Origin of the sequence: Brumimicrobium glaciale, assembly GCF_004152935.1 — a bacterium.
GTDB classification, from domain to species: domain Bacteria; phylum Bacteroidota; class Bacteroidia; order Flavobacteriales_D; family Crocinitomicaceae; genus Brumimicrobium; species Brumimicrobium glaciale.
The window spans coordinates 492,138-510,733 of record NZ_SETE01000002.1 but is presented as its reverse complement, the minus strand read 5'-3'; the positions used below and the strand labels follow the sequence as shown (position 1 = coordinate 510,733).

Here is an 18,596-nt window from a genome sequence, read left to right as displayed (position 1 = left end):
CTTTTTTTTCTCCGTGACCCTCACATTCGGCAAGCTCAGTGCAACGCTGTGAAAAACCTCCCTTTATCTCTGTGTAAAAAAACAAGTGCCGCCGGTGCTCTCTGCGTCCCGACAGCTGTACGGGACTCCGCCCCTCCGCGAAACTCCGCGTCATTCTCCCTTGTCCACCTCCTCTTTCTCTCACCCAAAACTCATTCAATACCAAAAAAAACACCTCTCAACCTACTCATTTTCAATTATTATTTTTAATTTCAAGTCAAATTCACTACATAAAACTTAAATCATTTTGCTCAAAAGTTCAATCTTCATTGCTTTATCCGCTTTCCTAGTAGGAATATTTGCGGGCGATAGGATAGACATTCATTGGGTGCTGACTTTTACTATTTGGGCAACTTTATTATTGACATTAATCATACTTCTTAGATTCGGTGAACAAGTTTTGTTCTTTAAAAAATGGATCAGTTGGAATGTAATTATCGTCCTATTCTTCTCCGGAATGTTAGGTTATCAATTGAAAATGCCATCTTCTTTCGAACAAGATTTTAATGGACTTTATCTCGAAAATGATCAACTGATTGGAGGAATTATTGATTATCAAGAGGGGAAAGGGGATTACGATAAAGCAATCGTTTCAGTACAGCAAATTGTTAAACCACATACTAATATTTATGCGCAAGGTCAATTGCTGTGTTATATAAAAACCAGTTCAGAAAATTTATCTGAAGGAAGTGTAGTGATCTTACAGCCAGAATTACAGTCCATAAAAAACAAAAATAATCCAGGAGAATTTGACGCCGAGAAATACTGGAAAGCGAAAGGCATAAGAACAATTTCATTTTTAGGAGACGAAAATGTTTCTGAATTGGGTTTTGTAAATAGTTTCTCAGGTTTTTGGACAAATTCAAGAGAATATTTAATCAATATCATAAAAGAAAAAATTTCAGAAGAGAATCAAGGGTTAGTAGTCGCTTTAACTTTGGGAGACAAATCAAAACTAACAATCGAGAAAAGAAATCATTTTGCCAATGCCGGAGCAATGCATGTTTTAGCAGTTTCAGGAATGCATGTTGGAATCTTGCTTGGTTTTCTTCAATGGATCTTCTTTCTAATCAAACCACTTAGGAAAAGAAATCTATACTTGTATTTTGCCTTGATTTTAATTTGGGCTTTTGCATTCTTAACAGGAATGTCAGCATCTGTAGCTAGAGCAGTAACTATGTTTAGTATTTTAGCTGTAGGCCAATTAATGGGGAAGAAGTTCTTTGGTTTGCAAGCTATATTTGCATCCGCTTTAATATTGCTCATCTTAAATCCTTTATTCTTATTTGATATCGGCTTCCAATTGTCCTATTTAGCCGTCCTTGGAATAGCATTTTTCTATCGACCTATAATTGACTTAGTCCATTTTCGCTATAAAATTGTCAACTACTTTTGGCAAGGAACTACAATAGGAATTGCAGCTCAAATTGGAACACTTCCCTTGACTTTGTATTACTTCAATCAATTCCCGAATTATTTCTTTTTGACCAATATTGGATTAATAGTGCTAGCTGCCATTGCATTAATTAGCGTTGTTGTGTTGTTTATATTTCATGCAGTTCCTTATTTAAACGATTTGTTGGCTGATGGTGTCAACCTTATATATGACACGCTTACTAATTTTATCAAATGGATTAATTCTTTACCCGGTGAAGTAAGCACAGGATTCACACCAAGTGTTTTACAAGTCACCTTGTTGTATTTAGTCCTAGGATTCACATTCTATTTTTGGCAAAGAAGAAAACGCAAAGCTTTCCGATTAGGAATACTTGTGCTCTTTTTTTTAGGCCTTAGTTTAATCGCCAATCGAGAGTATAATAAATCCAAAGAAGAACTTATCGTATTAAACCATTATCGAAAATCAGTTTTATTCAAAACGAATCGAAAATTGTATTTTATTTATGACGACACCTACCCAACAACCCAGAAATCAATCGATTTTTTAGTAAGAGGTTATGAAAACTCTGTAGGTGTAAAAGCACAAATCCTTCCATTAAATAAAGGAGAAGAATTGAAAATTATTGATGGTGTTTATTTTCAAAGCTCCGAAGAAGGCTGGTTGATTAATTATGAAAACAAGCGCTTCTTTTTAGCTAATATAATAAATAGCAAACATGATTATTCTGGTGAATCAATTGTCAAAGGAGCTTGGAACCCGTATTTAGAGAATGAAAAAACGGATTTGAATACAACTCAAAAAGCACTAATTGTCAAGAAGAGTTGAGGAAGCTCTTTTTAAACTGTTCTAAAAAGCTAGTTTCATTTTAAATTGAGGTGGTGATTAAAAAAGCAATCACGTTCCCTCAAAACAACAAAACCCCATCATTAAGCATTAGTGCAACGATGGGGAGCTCTCCGACCTCTGCCGGAATCTTTTTTTATTGGTCTCAGAGAGAACTGAAAATATGCTCCCGATAAGCCATCGGGATTAGTGCATCTAGATTTAGCTTCTAAAAAGTCTATAGTCTAATTGTCTAAAATCTAATGTCTAACATCTAATAGTCTAACATCTAAAGTCTAACATAAGTTATCCTATTCTCTTTGAAGCTGACCGTTTTTCCAAGAATCAATGAATCTACCCCAAGCAGCAGGATTTAACAAGTTGTTCATTGGTGTTTGACCTTGCGTATAAATTTGTGTCTGTCTTTGTTCAGATTCCCAGTTGTAAGATAATCTTCCATCTGTTGGAACTCTTGAAGCTATAAATGCTAAGCTTTCACCAGAAAGTTGTTTCTGAGCTCTTCTTAAAGCATCATCGTAAGGATCCATTTCAACAAATGCCCTAGCAAATTCTTCTCTTGAAGGCCAAGGATAAATATCTACCTCTGGCAATAATAAAGTGTCTGGTGTCATTACATGAATAATAGAATAACGAATTTCTTTTAACGAATCGGGAACGATGTATGAACTTGTCTTGTATCCAAAAGCATTAAAAAGAATAGTGTCTCCAGGTCTTGTTACAAAGCTGAAATATCCGTAATAATCTGACATTGTACCTTTTCCAGTTGTTTTGTCGACTACAGAAGCGTATGATACTTGGTCCAAACTATCGCTTGAAACCAGTACTCCTGAAAATTGAATTAAGCTTTTTTTCTTTCCTCCATTCTGTGCATTTAAAGCAGAAGAAAAGCCAATTAGTAAAGTGATAAATAATATAAAAATCCTCATAGTTTTGTTTTAATCAATATTACAAAAAAAAATCTTCAAACGATTCTTTTGAAGTGTTAAAATAACCTTTGAAGTTCCTCTTTCAAAAGCTTAATAGTTATCTCTGTTGGTAATTCATCTAGTTCACCAACGATTTCAAAAACCTTATTGCTCAATTCTATTGAAGTAGCTTTTTCATCCAAGGTCTGAGCAGCTACGTTGATGATTTTAATCGTTTCTTCTTTACTCTTTTTTACCATTTCCCAAGCAGAAGTAGAAATAAATATTTGCTGTGCAACATTGTGGTCAAACTCACTTCTGATATTGCTCAGTAATTCAGTTTGAAGCATAATTGCTGATTTATTTGCATCATGTAATCTCATTATTAAACTTTGAGGATTAATGCGCTCCAAAAGCAAAACAATTCTTTGGTAAGCCTCCATTCGTGGCTCTAAAAAGAATTTTTGACGCTCCATCTTTAAATTAACATTCAAATTGGTGATTTCACGTTCGTTTTGTTTTTTAAGAAACGTATTAACAATGTAAATAACAGCTAGGGCAGGCACTAAGGCAACAATTATATAAGTTATGTACTCCATTTTTTAAAAATATGATTTCATCAAAATTAACATGCTTTCATTAATATCGACTTATAAATCTCGAATTATTTATTAATCCAATGAAATTCATTTGAATAAATGTTTTTGATTAAATTTGTTCCTTACTGCGTTTTACTTATTGAAATGGTATATTTGGTTCAATTTAATCGAATGGTTTTATAGCCTGCCAACTTTGGTGATGTGAATAGCGTTCTATTTACTATTATGATTAACTGTATGAAAATAAAATATATATTTTTCACCATAATTCTTTCCATGGCTTTTGGCTGTCGTAAGGATAAAACGACCTGGAACTCTGATTGGGTTGTTCCGTTAATTAACGATTCGCTTTTAATTAAAGACTATGTAAATGATAGTACTTTAGCAATAAACGGTGATCAAACCATTCAAATTATAGCCGAAAGAAATCTTATCAATTTGGATCTTTCTTCAATAATTGAAATTCCGGATACTTCAGTTGTTCAGTCTTTTGCAATTGGATTACCATCTTTGACCTTGGCGCCAGGCTCAAGTTTTATAGACGAAATTAAACAACATGAGTTCTCTTTTGAAGAAATTGTACTTACCTCAGCAAGAATAAAATCAGGAAAAGCTATTATTCGCATCGAAAATCCAGTTTCTAGCAAAGGTGTATTTACAGTTTCTCTTCCCGGAGTAATTAAAGATGGTGTAGAATTCTCTTTTACTGAGATAGTGTCTGGCGGAACAGCCGCTAATCCTGGAATAGGGAATTTGGTGCTCAACTTAAAAGGTTATACAATTGATATGACTGGCGAAAGTGGACAACTCTACAATTTACTTCAATCTAAAATGAAAGTTTCTACCGATCCAAATGGACCTTCAATTACTATAACAAATCAAGATGTTTTTAAAACAAGAGTTAAGTTTGAAGGCTTAAAAGTAGATTATGCAAAAGGTTACTTTGGAAACGTAATGTTTTCAGATACCACAATTGTAGATGTTAAAGAACTTTCTAAAATTACTGGCGGTTCTATTAATGTGGAAGACATTAACTTGCAATTAATTATCCGAAATGGAATAAAAGTAAGAGCGGTTGGAGAAGTTAATTTATTTGAAAGTATCAATTATAACAACAACGTTGTAGGATTAACGCATCCTTATTTTGGACAACAATTCAATATAGAACCTGCTTTAGGGGCATGGAATTCACTTGCGCCTTCAGAATTACCTTTCCTGTTTGATCAAACAACTGGGAATATGGAAAACTTTATTGAGAATATTGGAAGTAAATATGAAATAGGATACGCTATTGAATTGAATCCCCTTGGAAATACTTCAAGCGGAAACGATGTGCTCTATCCGCAAAGTAGTTTGGGAATTGATTTAAAAGCAAATTTTCCATTATTGATTGGAGCGGATAAGCTAACATTGAGAGACACTTTTGAAATTGATTTTAAAAATGACAGTAAATTGGTTCGTGTACTAAATGGAAAGCTAATATTGAATACAACAAATACTTTTCCTTTCGGAGCTGAAGTGAAACTGGAATTGTTAGACGAAAATAACAATAGCATAAAACAAATAAGTTCAACAGGGTTGATTTCTCCAGCGCAAATAAATAGTGCTGGAAATGCACATCTTCCAATTAAAGAAAAACTTGAATTTATGATAGATGAAGAAGCTGCTGATTTACTTGCTGAAACGAAATCGATTATGGTAACAGCTGTTTTTTCAAGTACTACATATACCAATAATAAAGTTTTTGCAAATGCCGCGCTTAAGCTTTTACTCACAAGCCGATTAAAATTAAAGTCTGAATTATGATCCTGAAAAAAATAAACCTGATATTTTTCGGAATTCTATTTGCGATTGGGAATAATGTGAATGGTCAAGAGTTGTTACCTGTGATGTATGATTCTACATTGGCGAATCGTCAAATTATTATGAATGGAAGCTTTTTTCAGCATGGTTCCTCCTTAAAGAATGATTTTTCTAGAAAATTTATTTTTGGGGGTGAAATATCAGATGAATTGAGTCAAAGAACTTACGAGGGTCAGAAAAAATACAATAGAATAGGAGGAGGCGCAAAATTCAGAATTGCTTATAAATCTGCAAATCAAATTTTTAAATCAAAACCCAGTTGGAGTTGGATGATTGATTTAGCAAATGAAGTTCATGGTACAGCTGATTATTCAGGTGATCTATTAGGTCTTGCATTTTTAGGGAATGCTTCGTTTTTAGGTGAATCTGTGAATTTCTCAAACTCTTCTGCTCAATATGTTCAGTATTTAAGTATTGGAGGTGGAATTCACAATAGAAAGAACAAAAACTTCATTTCTTTAAACGCAATTTTACCTCAAAATTTCTTTATGTTATCAGTCAATAAAGGTAATGTCTCCTTTGCTGAAGATGGCGCAAACATTGATTTGATTTTGCAAGGTGAAATATTGGAAGCAGCAGCTGATCCTTATTTTAAAGGACTAGGAGCAGCAGTGAATTTTGATTTTAATATTCCTTTTGGGAATTCTGAGTCTTTCAGCGGTGTAATGAAGGTTACTGGTCGAAATTTAGGTTTTTATCAGTTACACAATGCAAAACTTCAAGAAATCGATAATAGTATTTCCTATAGTGGTTTTCAGTTAGCAGATTTTGCTAATGATTCACAAATGACAACATTAAAAGATACTTTGGGTGTGCGAGAGTCAACAACTTCGCCAACGAGACTTTTACCAGGATTTATTCAGGTGGGTAAAGTAGCAACTGCTGATTCTAAACATAAACTACAATCAACTTTTGGTGTGAGAATGTACACCAACTATTTTTACAAACCAATGATTTATTTAGGAGTTCATTATCAACCATTGACAAGCTTTTCATTAGGGTCACAAATTAGTTATGGCGGTTATGGCGGATTTAGACTTGGACTCTATGCTAATTACACAGCGAAAAATATAATGATAGGTATAGGTACTGAAGATATTCTTGGTGCTTTATTAAAAAGTCAATACGGACATTCAGGATTAATAAGATTAGCATGGAAATTTTAAGAAAAATAATATTCATTTTTATCTGTGCTTTTCCTTTTGTAGGAATTTCACAAATTACTTTTTATAAAAAATATACAGGCGGACCATTTGATCAAGGAAATGGATTAACCCAACTTCCTGACTCAAGCTATGCTGTAACTGGAACATCTGCTGCCTTTGATAATAATTCAGGTCAGGCTTTTTTGATGATTACGGATAGTTTAGGAAATCAGAAGTGGACGAAAAATTATGGCGGATTCGGTGAGGATATTGGTGTAAGAGTAATTCATGTGCCTAATGATGGATTCTTTATTGCCGGTTTTTCTGGATCTACAAGTAATGGTAATTTTGATTTTGTTCTCTATAAAACCGATGAACAAGGTAATTTGCTTTGGGAGAAAATGTACGGTGGACTCGATTGGGAACAATTACATGATGCCGCACTTTTATCAGATGGAGGATTAATTCTAGTTGGAGAAACTGAAGGTTTTTCATCACAAAAGAAAGACATCTTTATGGTGAGAACAACTCCACTTGGGGATACGGTTTGGACCAAAACCATTCAAACCCCAGAAGATGATTATGTAAGTGCTGTAGAGGTTTTATCACCAACGGAATTTATAATTGGAGGAAATAAAGGTGAGTTTGGTTTGTCAAAAGGTATGTTAGCATCTTACAATATTGATGGAACAGAAAACTGGATTGAATTTTTAGATCAGGCAGGCATTACAAGGGTTAATGACATTACAATCCACCAAAGTAATATATACGCAGCTGGAGATTTACAACATCCAGTAGAAGATAAAACGGATATTTGGTTTGTTAAAACGGATTTGACAGGTGGTTTCTTGGGTCAAGAAATGAATCCCTTCTATACTTCAAGTAGTTTTTATAATACCATTGTTGTCAATGGAAATAATAAAATATATTTAGGAATTATGTCTGAAACTCAAGAATTAAATCCATACCCTGGGGGATTGGATGCTAGTACGCATTGTTTTTTATATGATTTGAGTTTTTTATCAGGCGAGAGTTACTCAGGTTTCGATGAAGATTTTATTAATAATATGATTGTTACAAACGATGGTGGTGTTGCATTTGTAGGAACTGTAAGCGATGATCCCGGTGCTCTTACAATGGGAACAAATGTTATGCTAGTAAAAATTGGGTTAAATGATGAAATAACCTCATTTCCCGATTTAGACTTAGATTTAGTAAGCGTAATGACTGAAGAAAAGAAAACCTTCATTGTACATCCAAATCCAACCAGTTCATTCATTAATATTCCAAATGAATTGAATAATAATGCTTACGAATTAAGAAATATTCAAGGTCAGATAGTAAAATCAGGAAAGGTGACTTCTCAAATATTTATGCATAATTTGGAGAATGGAATTTATTTCTTGAACATAAATGATCAAAACCAAATCTGGTCAACAAAAATCATTAAAAAATAGGATTTCTTGTAGGCGCTATCTAGTGTCTACAAGAAAACTAAAGACTGTCTACCATTCATGTGCTTGGTCAGTAAACCATTTACCTTGTACGCGCAAAGTCTGTTCAATAACGTCTCTTACACAATGATGTCCTCCTTTTAATGGTGACTGATAATCTGAAATATTTTTAATCTCGATTGCTGCATCTTGAGGACAAGTAGAAACACCTACTTTTCTCATTACATTATAGTCAGGAATATCATCTCCCATGTAAAGAACCTCCTCGTCTTTGAAATTGTATTTTTCCTTCAGTTCTTCATATACTTTCACTTTGTTAGAAGCTTTTAGAATCACTTCTTTTGCTCCAGCGTTAATCAACCTGTCTTTTACTGCCTGTGAATCTCCGCCAGTAATTATGAAAATATTATATCCCATTTTTGAAGCATATTGCAGAGCATACCCATCTCGGGCATTTATAGTTCTTACAACTTCATCTTTATAAAGTATTACAGTTCCGTCTGTCAGTACTCCATCAACATCAAAAATAAAAGTGTTTATTGAGGGAAGTTTTAATTTATAACTCATGATTTATTTATTTCTTTTTCTATTAATTCACTAAACAAACGATAAACTTGTTTGGTTTCAGGACTGCTTATAGAGTTTATGTGTTTTTCAATTATATTTTTATCTCCTCTTACAGCTGGACCCGTTTGAGCCTCCAAAGGTGTGAGCTCATTAAGTTTACTAACAGTTTCTTTGATTAATGGTTTTAATAAATCGAAATCAATTTTGGTTTCATTCAAATGCTGTTGTGCTAAATGATAAATAAAGTTGGTGAAATTATTAACCATCACCGCCGCAATATGTGTGTTGAATCTATCTTGTGAATTCGCAACTGTTACTTTAGAACTCATTGTTTTAGCTAAACGTTTTAAAGTGGCTTCGAATTCTTCATTTGTTCCTTCAATTAAAAAAGGAACCACTGAAATATCTACATTTCTATTTTCACTAAAAGATTGAAGTGGATAAAATACACCTAGATTTTTTCTATCTGTAATATCTTCTAATCGAACACTACCAGAGGTGTAAGCCACTTTCACATCCGCATGAAGCTCAGAGATCACTTCCTCGATTGCATCATCTGTAACGCAAACTAAAGCTAGACACTCTACTGGGAATTTATCTAAAGAGGGTATTGTAGTGGTTTCAAAAAGCTTTGCTAGCTTTTTTGCTTTTGAAATATCTCGGCCCCAAACATTCTTAATTTTATGTCCACTTCGCATCAAGTGGAGTCCTAAATGCTGAGCCACCTTTCCCGTACCAATAATTACTATATGTTCCTGTCTTTTTGCCATAAATACTTTTTAAGAATCCCTTATTTAGCCCAAAATTAACATTTAAAATCAATCTAAATTAGCAAAGCTTTCGTAGTTTTGTCAGGTAAAACAGGAAAAGAGAATGTTAGATAAAATAATTAGAGGAATTTTCTCAATGAAAATGATGGCCGTAAGTATGGTTATCTTCGCAGTAGCAATTGCAATAGCAACATTTGTCGAATCAGATTACGGAACACCAGCATCAAAAATCGCTATATACAACGCCGTTTGGTTCGAAATACTTTTACTTCATTTATCAATAGCCTTGGTAGTGAATATCGTGATATATCGAATGTACCAAAAAGGTAAATGGGCAACTTTCGCATTCCACCTTTCATTTCTGCTAATAATAGTTGGTGCCGCTTTAACTCGATATGTTGGTTTTGAAGGACAAATGAGAATTGGAGAAGGAGAAACAACCAATATTATCTACAGTTCCATTCCTTACCTTACTTTAAAATCGAATGATCTCGTTAATCAATATACTCATGAAGAAAAACGATGGTTGTCTGAAGGAGTAGAGAATCCATTTTCATTTAATTTCCAATTGCCAGATCAACCTAAAATTAATGTTGATTACATTTCTTATAAAGAAGGGATGATTGATTCATTAATCGAAGACTCAGAGAATGGTAGAAATGCCATTGAATTAATGATTCGTGGTGAGAATAAATATATATTTCAAGGTGATCAAGATGTGATTGGAGGAGTCAACTTCTCTTTTGAAAATGATAACGCTGCACATCCAGGTGTGAGGATTGATGAAAATGGTGGAATGTTATACATTCAAACTGTTCAACCTTACAAGCGTGTTGATATGTCGCTACTTTCTAAGGAGGACAGAATGACAAACAATATTGATCCTAGTGCGGTAACTTTAATTCCTGCAGATACTTTGGTGCCTTTTTATCCAAATCAATTGTACATGATTGGTACAGAAAGTTTGGTTTTTAAAGATTATAGAAAGAAAGTTTCAATTAGTAAAATGAAATCGCCTGAAAAAGATGGAGGGTTAGACTACCTAACAATGAAGATTTCAACAGAATCAGAATCAAAAATTGTAGAAGTTCAAGGAAGTTCTAATCATATTTTACAAGGACAATATATTCAATTTGCTGGACTCAATTTTGAAATCGGGTATGGCGCTAAACCAATCGAAATTCCGTTCTCATTAAAATGTAATGAATTTAATTTGCACAAATATCCTGGTTCTTCAATGGCAAGTTCATTCGCTTCGCAAGTTACAGTGATAGATTCAGTACGAGGAGTAACGCATGACCAACGAATTTTTATGAATAACGTGATGGATTATCATGGATACAGATTTTTCCAATCAAGTTATTTTCCAGATGAATCAGGAACAGTTTTAAGTGTGAATTATGATTGGTGGGGAACTACCGTTACTTATATTGCTTATTTAATTATGACAATTGGAATGATTATGTCATTATTCAATTACAAAGGAAGAATGAAAGAATTAAATAATCTAATTAAAAAGTCAAGAACAAACCGTTCTAAAATGCTTAAAACGATTACGTTGTTGATTGGTGTTGGATTAGGAGGCTTTACTTATGCTCATGGCGATGATACCACGCACACACATGACCATGAAACGGAACATAATCATGAATTAGAAGAACATAATCACGACCACGACCACGACCACGACCACGACCACGACCATGCAAGTGGACACGATCATTCAACTCATGAAAGTGCTCCATTTGAAGCGAGTAAAATTGAGATCAATTACCTTTCTGTAGAGAATGCACAAAAATTAGATGATTTATTGGTTCAAGATTATGATGGAAGAATTATTCCATTCCATACTATGGCTGATAAGTTGTTGAGAAAAATTCATCATGCAGATAAGTTTGGTGAACAGAATGCTGTCCAAACTTTGCTAGCAATGCATTTATACGGTCCAGATGCATGGAAGGATATCGATATTGCCTTCGTTTCAAGTAAAATCAGGAAAGAGTTAGGGACTGGAAAGTATGTTTCAATTACAAACATGGAAGATGAATTCGGTGTTTTTAAATGGATGAAAGAATATGAAGTTGCTCACGGAAAATCTGATGGTCAAAAGAATGAGTACGATAAAAAACTTATAAAATTAGGAGAACGTTATCGAATTTTAAAAGAGATTTTTCAATTTAAACATTTGAGAATTGTTCCAATTCCAGGTGACGATAATGGGAAATGGATTTGGCCTTTTGCTTTAGAATTAAGAGAGAAAGATCAAAAAGCAAATACCTTAGCGATGAATCTGCTGACCAATTTGTTCTCTGTGTCTCAAGGTGAATCAGCGTTTTCAGATGTTCAACAATATTTAGTTCCATTGAAAGAATACCAATGGGAAGAGTTAGGAAAGTACGAAGCAGAAAATCCTCATTTGAATAAATTGACGCACAGTCATGTGGACGTAGAAATTGCCTACAACAAATTTAAAGTATTTGATAAAATTCAAACTTTCTACTTTTTATTCGGTTTCTTAATGTTGATTTTATTCTTCTACAGAACTTTGGCAACTCCAACATTGAAGAGTGAATCAATCATAAAGAAAATTAACTATGTATTCTTGGCAGGAGTTGTCCTTGTTTTTATAGGACATGGTTCTGGTTTGGGGATGCGCTGGTATATTTCTGGTCACGCTCCTTGGAGTAACGGATATGAAGCAGTTATTTTTATTGCTTGGTCAACTATTCTAGCAGGTTTGTTCTTTGTGAAAAAGAACCCAGCTGTTATTGCTGCGACAACTTTATTGGCTGCAATGATGTTGTTTGTAACAGAATTAAATTTATTAGATCCTGAGATTACACCTTTACAGCCTGTATTGAAATCTTATTGGTTGATGATTCACGTTGCTATTATTACCTCGTCTTATGGTTTCTTGGGAATCTCAGGAGTGCTAGGATTGGTGAACATGATCTTGTATTTATTGAAAAATAAAAATAACAAGAAACGTCTTCAAATGAATATTGTCGAGTTGACATCTGTTTCAGAGATGGTTTTAATCATAGGTTTATTTATGTTAACCATTGGAACATTCCTGGGTGGAGTATGGGCCAATGAATCATGGGGAAGATATTGGGGATGGGATCCAAAAGAAACTTGGGCGCTTGTATCAGTGTTGGTTTATGCCATCATTATTCACTTGCGTTTCATTCCAGCGTTGAGCAGTAGATTCCTATTTAATGTGTTGAGTTTGTGGGGTTATTCTGCAATTTTATTTACATTCTTCGGAGTGAACTTTATTCTTGTAGGATTACATTCTTACGCACAAGGAGATGGTGTTGCGGAATGGCCAACGTCTGTATTTGTTGCACTTGGAATATTTGGTGGATTCACATTGTTGACTACAGTTAAGTATTTAATGGATTCTTCAAAGAAATCAAAAAAATAAAATTATGAATTTATACGATTTTAAAGTAGATCAAATCAACGGCGAGTCTTTTGACTTAAGTGCGTTGAAAGGAAAAAAAGTAATGGTGGTGAACACTGCTTCTGAATGTGGATTGACTCCTCAGTACGAGCAATTGCAAGAACTTTTTGAAGGATCTTCTCGAGATGAATTTATGATTATTGGTTTTCCTTCAAATGATTTTGGAGCGCAAGAACCAGGAGCAAACGATGAGGTCGCTTCTTTCTGTCAAAAGAATTATGGAGTTACCTTCCCTATGATGTCAAAAATTGCTGTTAAAGGAAGTGAACAACACCCTTTATATTCTTGGTTACTAGAAGAAAGTCAAAACAATGGCGGAGCAGAAGAAGTAGCTTGGAATTTCCATAAATTCTTAATTGATGAAGAGGGTAATTTTGTGAAAGAGATTCACCCGAAAACACTTCCAAATGCAAAAGAAATCACAGATTGGATCAATGGTTAATAAGGTAGATATATTAGCTTTTGGCGCACATCCAGATGATGTTGAGTTAGCAGCAGGAGGGACGATCATCAAAAGTATTCAACAGGGAAAGAAAGTTGCTATTGTTGATTTAACGCAAGGAGAACTTGGTTCTAGAGGAACAATTGAGACCCGTTACGATGAAGCAGCAAATGCAGCTAAAATTATGGGCGTTAATTTTAGGGAGAATCTTCAGTTAGCAGATGGTTTCTTTGAAGTAAACGAAGAAAGTTTGATAAAAGTAATCACTGCAATTCGAAAATATCAACCTGAGATTGTTTTTGCCAATGCGCCATCTGATCGTCACCCAGATCATGGAAGGGGTAATGGATTGATTTCGCGTGCTTGTTTTTTATCTGGTTTACTGAAAATTGAAACAGAAGAGGAAGGACAGCAACAATTACATTGGCGTCCAAAAGTTGTGTACCACTATATCCAAGACAGGTATTTAACGCCTAATTTTATTGTAGATGTCTCTGAGCAAAGAGATCAAAAGTTTGAAGCAATTTTGGCTTATAAAACACAGTTTTTCCAATCAGATATGACAGGACCTAAAACGCCTATTTCTGGACAAGAATTTTTAGCTGCACTCGAAGCGCGTTTAGTACAATACGGGAGGGATATTGGAGTTAAGTATGGCGAAGGTTTTATTACCGAAAGACCGGTTGGTACGAATGATATTTCAGATTTTCTTTAGTTATTAAAAAAAAGCTTTTATCTTCATCCTATTAAAAACACTAACTTTTTACTTATGGGGAAGAAATCAGAGAAAAAAGTGCTGTTTTTAGCTAGTTGGTATCCAAGCAAAGAGAATTCTACACTTGGCAATTTTGTTCAAAAACATGCTGAGTTAGCAAATGAAATTGCAAATGTGGATGTACTCTACGCAGTAGATTCAGAAACTGTAGATGAAATCACTGTTGTTGATGAACTGGTTAATAATGTACGCACTGTTATCGTTTACTACCCACCTATTAAATCAAATGTACCTTTTATTAGTACTGTTCTCAAAAAAGAGACTTATTTACTCGCTTTAAGAACAGGTTACAAGTATTTAGACAACACGTATGATGTTGTTCACCTTAATGCTGTTTTTCCTGCTGGGATGTTTGCCAGATGGATAAAAAATAATTACGGAACTCCGTATGTCGCCACTGTGCATTGGACTGGATTCTTGTCGCATCATAAGATTTATGAATCCTTACCTTTTTATGTAAAGCGCATTTATCAACAAATCTTTAATAATGCAAGTAAGGTTTTACCTGTGTCGGACCATTTAGGTAAATCTTTGCAAAAACTTGATTTGATCAATGATTATTCAGTTCTTAATAATGTCGTGAAATCCGAATATTTTTATCCGAAGGAAACCATGGAGTCAAGTGGTTTGCCAAACAGATTTCTACATATTTCGACATTTGATGATGAACATAAAAACATTTCGGGGATGTTGTCGGCATTTAGTCAGCTTCAAGATGATTTTGTATTACACCTTATAACTGAGGGAGAAGAGGCTGAAGTATGGACTGCTTTGGAGAAATACAATATTCCCAAATCGAAATGTATTGTTAATAGTAAACTATCAGTTGATGAAATTGGTAATGCAATGCGTGCAGCTGACTGTTTAGTATTGTTTAGCAATTATGAAACCTTCTCTGTTGTATTGGCAGAAGCGTGGACATCCGGATTACCTGCAATTTATAGTCAATGTGGAGGTCTTACTGAAATAAACGATTCTAAACTCGGAGTACAAATAAAATCTAAAGATGTAGCTGGGTTGTTTAAGGCTTTAAAAAGCTTTTCAAAGTCAAATTACAGTGCAAATAATATTTGTAATTACGCACAAAAATTCTCAGAAGAATATATAAAAAGTGAACTTCTAACTATTTACTAGTTATTTAGATTCACTTTAATTTTTTATTTAACTTTAAATACGTTAATTTCGCTATAAATAATTGAAAAATAAATACTATGAAAAAAAATTTACTTTTAGGATTGGCATTATTATTTGCGGGAGCAATGAATGCCCAAGTAATTTTCCTAGGTCTTAGCCCAGCTAATATCGCAGGAGGTTATGAAATGACCTACGGAATGCCAGCAAGTGACTGGGCAAATCCAGACTTTGGTCTTCCAGCTAACTCAGTAACAGGTGACTTAGTTGCTTATGGAGCTGATAGTACAGCATGTACTTCAGCAACAAATGCAGCAGCAATAGCAGGAAAAATTGCAGTAGTTTATAGAGCTGACTGTTCGTTTTCATCAAAAGTGTTGAAAGCAGAAGCTGCAGGAGCAATTGCTTGTGTAATTATTAATAACATTCCAGGTGCTCCAATTGCTATGGCAGGTGGTACTGACGGATTATTAGTTAATATTCCAGCGATCATGCTTTCTCAAACAGACGGAGCTACTATAATGGCAGAAATGCAAAATGGACCTGTTAACGTTTTTATCGGTAACAAAGAAGGTTACTTTGCTAATGACCTTGGAATTAAAGCTTCACAAATTTTACGTCCAAAATACTCTTCAATTCCTTCTGCTTTAGCAGCTACAGGAAACGAGTATCAAGTTGATCTTGCTGCTTATGGTTTTAACTATGGTAGTGCTGATCAAACAGAAGTAGTGCTTAATGCAGTGATTACTTTTAATGGAAATGAAATCTATAACGAAACTTCAACTTCAGCTACCATCGTTTCAGGTGATAGTATTTTGTTTAGCTTGCCAGATTTCGCTCCTGCTACTTGGGCAGAAGGGTATTACAAATTAATGTATTCAATTTCAAGTGGTACAACTGATGAGTATATTTTTGATGATGCTTTGGAATCTGATTTCGTAATCAGTCCAACTGACTTGTCTTATGCAAATATTGATGAAACAACAATGAAGCCTTCAGGATTGACTGGTTTAAGAGCAGTTTCTCCAGTAGCTCAGTTTTCTTCTTGTATGACATTTAAAGATGCTAATGCAAGTCTTTTAGCTCCAAAATTCATTTCTTTCTCAGCTTCAAAAGGTGCTGATGCAATAGATCCTTCTTTAGTTGGTTTAGATATTATGATTCAAGTTATTAAATATGATGACTTGTTTACAGATATTAACGACCCAGGATATACTGTTCCAATCGGTGCGCCAATATTGATGTATGAAAAAATTTACCAATATACAACTGATGCTGCAGGTGTAACAGTTACAGCTCCATTTGATAATGCTGATGTTATGGCTTTAGAAAATGACGTTCGTTACATGTTCTGTGCAACTACGTATGATGAAAATGTATTTTTAGGACATGATGCAACTAGAGATTACACATTCAATATTGATTACTATTTACAACCAATGTTCCCTATTGAAGTTGCTGGTGATTTTGACCCAAGAGGATTTGGACCAGAAACTGTAACGGGTGTAACTGTTGGATTTATTGATGCTGCTAAAGTAAGTTTAAACCAAGAGAAATTAGCAATCAAAATGAATGCTTATCCTTCTCCTGCTTCTGACTTATTGAATGTAGATTTCAAAAGTAACGAAGTGAATAAGGTTGAATTAGTTAACATGATGGGACAAACAGTAGTTTCTCAAAATGTAGCTAACAATGCTGAAACTGCAACTATGAATGTAGCAAGTGTTGAGAATGGAGTTTATATCGTTAAGGTATACTTGACAAACAACATGACTCACACAATGCAAGTAGTGGTTAATCACTAAGCAGCTTTAAAATATTTTAAAAGAAGGGCGACATTTATGTCGCCCTTTTTATTTATAATTTTATGTGGTTTAACTTATCAATTTTTCAATCTCCTTATTCATGTTTTTCATCCGCCTCAAATCAATACAAGCGTTTTTGTTCTTTCAAGTCTTTGCATAATTCTTTATTCCATTCACTCCTCAAACCTTCCCTTTTTCTCTTCTCTGCGAAAATTTACTTCTGCAGGCTAGTCACCGAAGAGTAATCCGTTGAATGAGCCTGTCGAAGGCATTGAAGAGGCAAGAGAAAACATATTGAAAAGACTTGAAATAATATACAAATAATTAGGTTATATCTTAGAATGCTCTGTACAAGTGCGAAAACTCTGAGAATCTCCGCATAACTCTTTTTTCTTTCTTTTTCCTTTGCGAACCTCCGTGAAAACCCTGCGAAACTTTGCCCCTCTGCGAATTTTCGCTTAATTATTCATTCCTTTTTAATAAGTAAAACTCCTATTCAATCCAAACTGGAAGAAAAGTTTAGCGGGCGCAGCTTCTTCTTTATAATGCACTGGATAACCATCTGAATTGAGCATTGGGTAATTAACATTCGGTTTTCTCCAACGCATTGGAATGAATTTCTTATTGTGCATAAACCTATTTTGCAATCCATGACGGACGCGTTCACTATCAATTCCTGCAACTGCCGAAAAATGATTTCCATAGATTATTTGATAATCAAATCCTACACTAAGAATTCCGTTACTTGACCTTCCATATTGTGTTGTACTCAAATCTTTATATCCAATGATGTACATGCTGTCAACAGTATTTAAGAGTCGCGTTCCTCTGGTGTCACCAGTCCATAATTGTGTGTTCAAACTAAAGTTGTATAAATCGTCATGATAACTTACGCTTGCGTGACTTGTTCTGAATCTATCGCCACCTGTTCCAGAGAATAAATCATTCTCCACATAAAAACTAATTTGTTTAATGTGGAGCCCAAATCCTCCAGAACGTTGAGAAGTTCCTGCATTGTCAGTATACCAGAGATAGTTATAAGCAATGGCATAATCATGCTGACTTTGGTGATTTAGTCCGTCGAGAATCAGTTGTGGTCTACTGTTTTTTTCTCCTCCAAAAAGAGCAATTCCAGTGTTAATCCTTTGTGTGACATAATTTTTCCGACCGCCTAAATTAGAAGTGTTAAATCTGATTTGATTTCCTAAGTTGAATTGAATAAATTCTGATGTGTAATAACCTTGAACTTTCAATCCAATTTGATTGATGTGTGTTCCAATGTCAGCAGAAATTCCTACTTGAAGTCCCCAATATTCTCCTGACCATTTTTGGGCTGTCAAGTGAGAACTCAATAGAGTTAAAAAAAGAATATGATAGAGTTTTAATCTCATTT

Annotated in this window: 14 protein-coding genes; 9 read left to right on the top strand and 5 right to left on the bottom strand. The window is 34.4% G+C overall.

The genetic code is table 11. The features are described from left to right. Window positions 1-286: 286 nt before the first annotated feature. On the top strand, window positions 287-2,263 hold the full coding sequence (locus ERX46_RS05800) for a ComEC/Rec2 family competence protein (protein ID WP_130092896.1): 1,977 nt from the start codon (window positions 287-289) through the stop codon (window positions 2,261-2,263). Between the two features lie 308 nt (window positions 2,264-2,571). Here ERX46_RS05800 and ERX46_RS05795 read toward each other — a convergent pair whose 3' ends face one another. Together ERX46_RS05795 and ERX46_RS05790 are read right to left on the bottom strand one after the other, a co-directional pair. Next, a complete protein-coding gene (locus ERX46_RS05795; protein WP_130092895.1) occupies window positions 2,572-3,207 on the bottom strand; it encodes a carboxypeptidase-like regulatory domain-containing protein in 636 nt (211 codons plus the stop codon). 56 nt (window positions 3,208-3,263) lie between these two features. Continuing rightward, on the bottom strand, window positions 3,264-3,785 hold the full coding sequence (locus tag ERX46_RS05790; RefSeq protein WP_130092894.1) for a DUF7935 family protein: 522 nt from the start codon (window positions 3,783-3,785) through the stop codon (window positions 3,264-3,266). Between the two features lie 237 nt (window positions 3,786-4,022). Between ERX46_RS05790 and ERX46_RS05785 the strand changes: the two genes are divergently transcribed. Genes ERX46_RS05785 through ERX46_RS05775 form a run of 3 tightly spaced genes read left to right on the top strand, consistent with a single transcriptional unit; the run spans window position 4,023 to window position 8,250 of the window. Next, window positions 4,023-5,591: a hypothetical protein gene (locus ERX46_RS05785; RefSeq protein ID WP_130092893.1), complete on the top strand. Its 1,569-nt coding sequence runs from the start codon at window positions 4,023-4,025 to the stop codon at window positions 5,589-5,591. Further along, complete coding sequence (locus ERX46_RS05780) at window positions 5,588-6,814, top strand: hypothetical protein (RefSeq protein ID WP_130092892.1); 1,227 nt, start codon at window positions 5,588-5,590, stop codon at window positions 6,812-6,814. Before ERX46_RS05785 ends, ERX46_RS05780 begins: the two co-directional genes overlap by 4 nt. Beyond that, window positions 6,802-8,250: a T9SS type A sorting domain-containing protein gene (locus tag ERX46_RS05775; RefSeq protein ID WP_130092891.1), complete on the top strand. Its 1,449-nt coding sequence runs from the start codon at window positions 6,802-6,804 to the stop codon at window positions 8,248-8,250. The genes ERX46_RS05780 and ERX46_RS05775 overlap by 13 nt, the downstream gene beginning before the upstream one ends. A 48-nt stretch (window positions 8,251-8,298) precedes the next feature. Here the strand turns inward: ERX46_RS05775 and ERX46_RS05770 are convergent, their stop codons facing one another. Both ERX46_RS05770 and ERX46_RS05765 read right to left on the bottom strand, forming a co-directional pair. Then, window positions 8,299-8,814: a KdsC family phosphatase gene (locus ERX46_RS05770; RefSeq protein WP_130092890.1), complete on the bottom strand. Its 516-nt coding sequence runs from the start codon at window positions 8,812-8,814 to the stop codon at window positions 8,299-8,301. Continuing rightward, the gene (locus ERX46_RS05765; protein WP_130092889.1) at window positions 8,811-9,584 is read right to left on the bottom strand and encodes a Rossmann-like and DUF2520 domain-containing protein; all 774 of its coding nucleotides are present in this window, start codon (window positions 9,582-9,584) and stop codon (window positions 8,811-8,813) included. The genes ERX46_RS05770 and ERX46_RS05765 overlap by 4 nt, the downstream gene beginning before the upstream one ends. Window positions 9,585-9,687: 103 nt before the next feature. Between ERX46_RS05765 and ccsA the strand changes: the two genes are divergently transcribed. The 5 genes from ccsA to ERX46_RS05740 all read left to right on the top strand — a co-directional run bounded on the left by ccsA (window position 9,688) and on the right by ERX46_RS05740 (window position 17,203). After that, window positions 9,688-13,011: a cytochrome c biogenesis protein gene (ccsA, locus tag ERX46_RS05760; RefSeq protein WP_130092888.1), complete on the top strand. Its 3,324-nt coding sequence runs from the start codon at window positions 9,688-9,690 to the stop codon at window positions 13,009-13,011. Window positions 13,012-13,015: 4 nt separating this feature from the next. Further along, window positions 13,016-13,492 carry a glutathione peroxidase gene (locus ERX46_RS05755; protein WP_130092887.1) on the top strand — a complete coding sequence of 159 codons (477 nt, stop codon included), beginning with the start codon at window positions 13,016-13,018 and terminating at the stop codon, window positions 13,490-13,492. Next, on the top strand, window positions 13,458-14,207 hold the full coding sequence (bshB1, locus tag ERX46_RS05750) for a bacillithiol biosynthesis deacetylase BshB1 (RefSeq protein WP_242494536.1): 750 nt from the start codon (window positions 13,458-13,460) through the stop codon (window positions 14,205-14,207). Before ERX46_RS05755 ends, bshB1 begins: the two co-directional genes overlap by 35 nt. Before the next feature lie 54 nt (window positions 14,208-14,261). Continuing rightward, window positions 14,262-15,401: a glycosyltransferase family 4 protein gene (locus ERX46_RS05745; RefSeq protein WP_130092886.1), complete on the top strand. Its 1,140-nt coding sequence runs from the start codon at window positions 14,262-14,264 to the stop codon at window positions 15,399-15,401. Window positions 15,402-15,478: 77 nt separating this feature from the next. Then, window positions 15,479-17,203 (top strand): T9SS type A sorting domain-containing protein, encoded by a 1,725-nt coding sequence (locus ERX46_RS05740; protein ID WP_130092885.1) that lies wholly within the window; start codon window positions 15,479-15,481, stop codon window positions 17,201-17,203. A 476-nt stretch (window positions 17,204-17,679) separates the two neighbouring features. Here the strand turns inward: ERX46_RS05740 and ERX46_RS05735 are convergent, their stop codons facing one another. Beyond that, a complete protein-coding gene (locus tag ERX46_RS05735; protein WP_130092884.1) occupies window positions 17,680-18,594 on the bottom strand; it encodes a polymorphic toxin type 23 domain-containing protein in 915 nt (304 codons plus the stop codon). Window positions 18,595-18,596: the final 2 nt, after the last annotated feature.

What these genes read in the sequence shown, in the direction of transcription:
- bshB1 (WP_242494536.1), top strand. Translation starts at nt 13,458, where the DNA reads ATGCAAAAGAAATCACAGATTGGATCAATGGTTAATAAGGTAGATATA.
- ERX46_RS05795 (WP_130092895.1), bottom strand. Translation starts at nt 3,207, where the DNA reads ATGAGGATTTTTATATTATTTATCACTTTACTAATTGGCTTTTCTTCT.
- ERX46_RS05780 (WP_130092892.1), top strand. Translation starts at nt 5,588, where the DNA reads ATGATCCTGAAAAAAATAAACCTGATATTTTTCGGAATTCTATTTGCG.
- ERX46_RS05790 (WP_130092894.1), bottom strand. Translation starts at nt 3,785, where the DNA reads ATGGAGTACATAACTTATATAATTGTTGCCTTAGTGCCTGCCCTAGCT.
- ERX46_RS05770 (WP_130092890.1), bottom strand. Translation starts at nt 8,814, where the DNA reads ATGAGTTATAAATTAAAACTTCCCTCAATAAACACTTTTATTTTTGAT.
- ERX46_RS05785 (WP_130092893.1), top strand. Translation starts at nt 4,023, where the DNA reads ATGAAAATAAAATATATATTTTTCACCATAATTCTTTCCATGGCTTTT.
- ERX46_RS05735 (WP_130092884.1), bottom strand. Translation starts at nt 18,594, where the DNA reads ATGAGATTAAAACTCTATCATATTCTTTTTTTAACTCTATTGAGTTCT.
- ERX46_RS05775 (WP_130092891.1), top strand. Translation starts at nt 6,802, where the DNA reads ATGGAAATTTTAAGAAAAATAATATTCATTTTTATCTGTGCTTTTCCT.
- ERX46_RS05765 (WP_130092889.1), bottom strand. Translation starts at nt 9,584, where the DNA reads ATGGCAAAAAGACAGGAACATATAGTAATTATTGGTACGGGAAAGGTG.
- ERX46_RS05755 (WP_130092887.1), top strand. Translation starts at nt 13,016, where the DNA reads ATGAATTTATACGATTTTAAAGTAGATCAAATCAACGGCGAGTCTTTT.
- ERX46_RS05740 (WP_130092885.1), top strand. Translation starts at nt 15,479, where the DNA reads ATGAAAAAAAATTTACTTTTAGGATTGGCATTATTATTTGCGGGAGCA.
- ERX46_RS05745 (WP_130092886.1), top strand. Translation starts at nt 14,262, where the DNA reads ATGGGGAAGAAATCAGAGAAAAAAGTGCTGTTTTTAGCTAGTTGGTAT.
- ccsA (WP_130092888.1), top strand. Translation starts at nt 9,688, where the DNA reads ATGTTAGATAAAATAATTAGAGGAATTTTCTCAATGAAAATGATGGCC.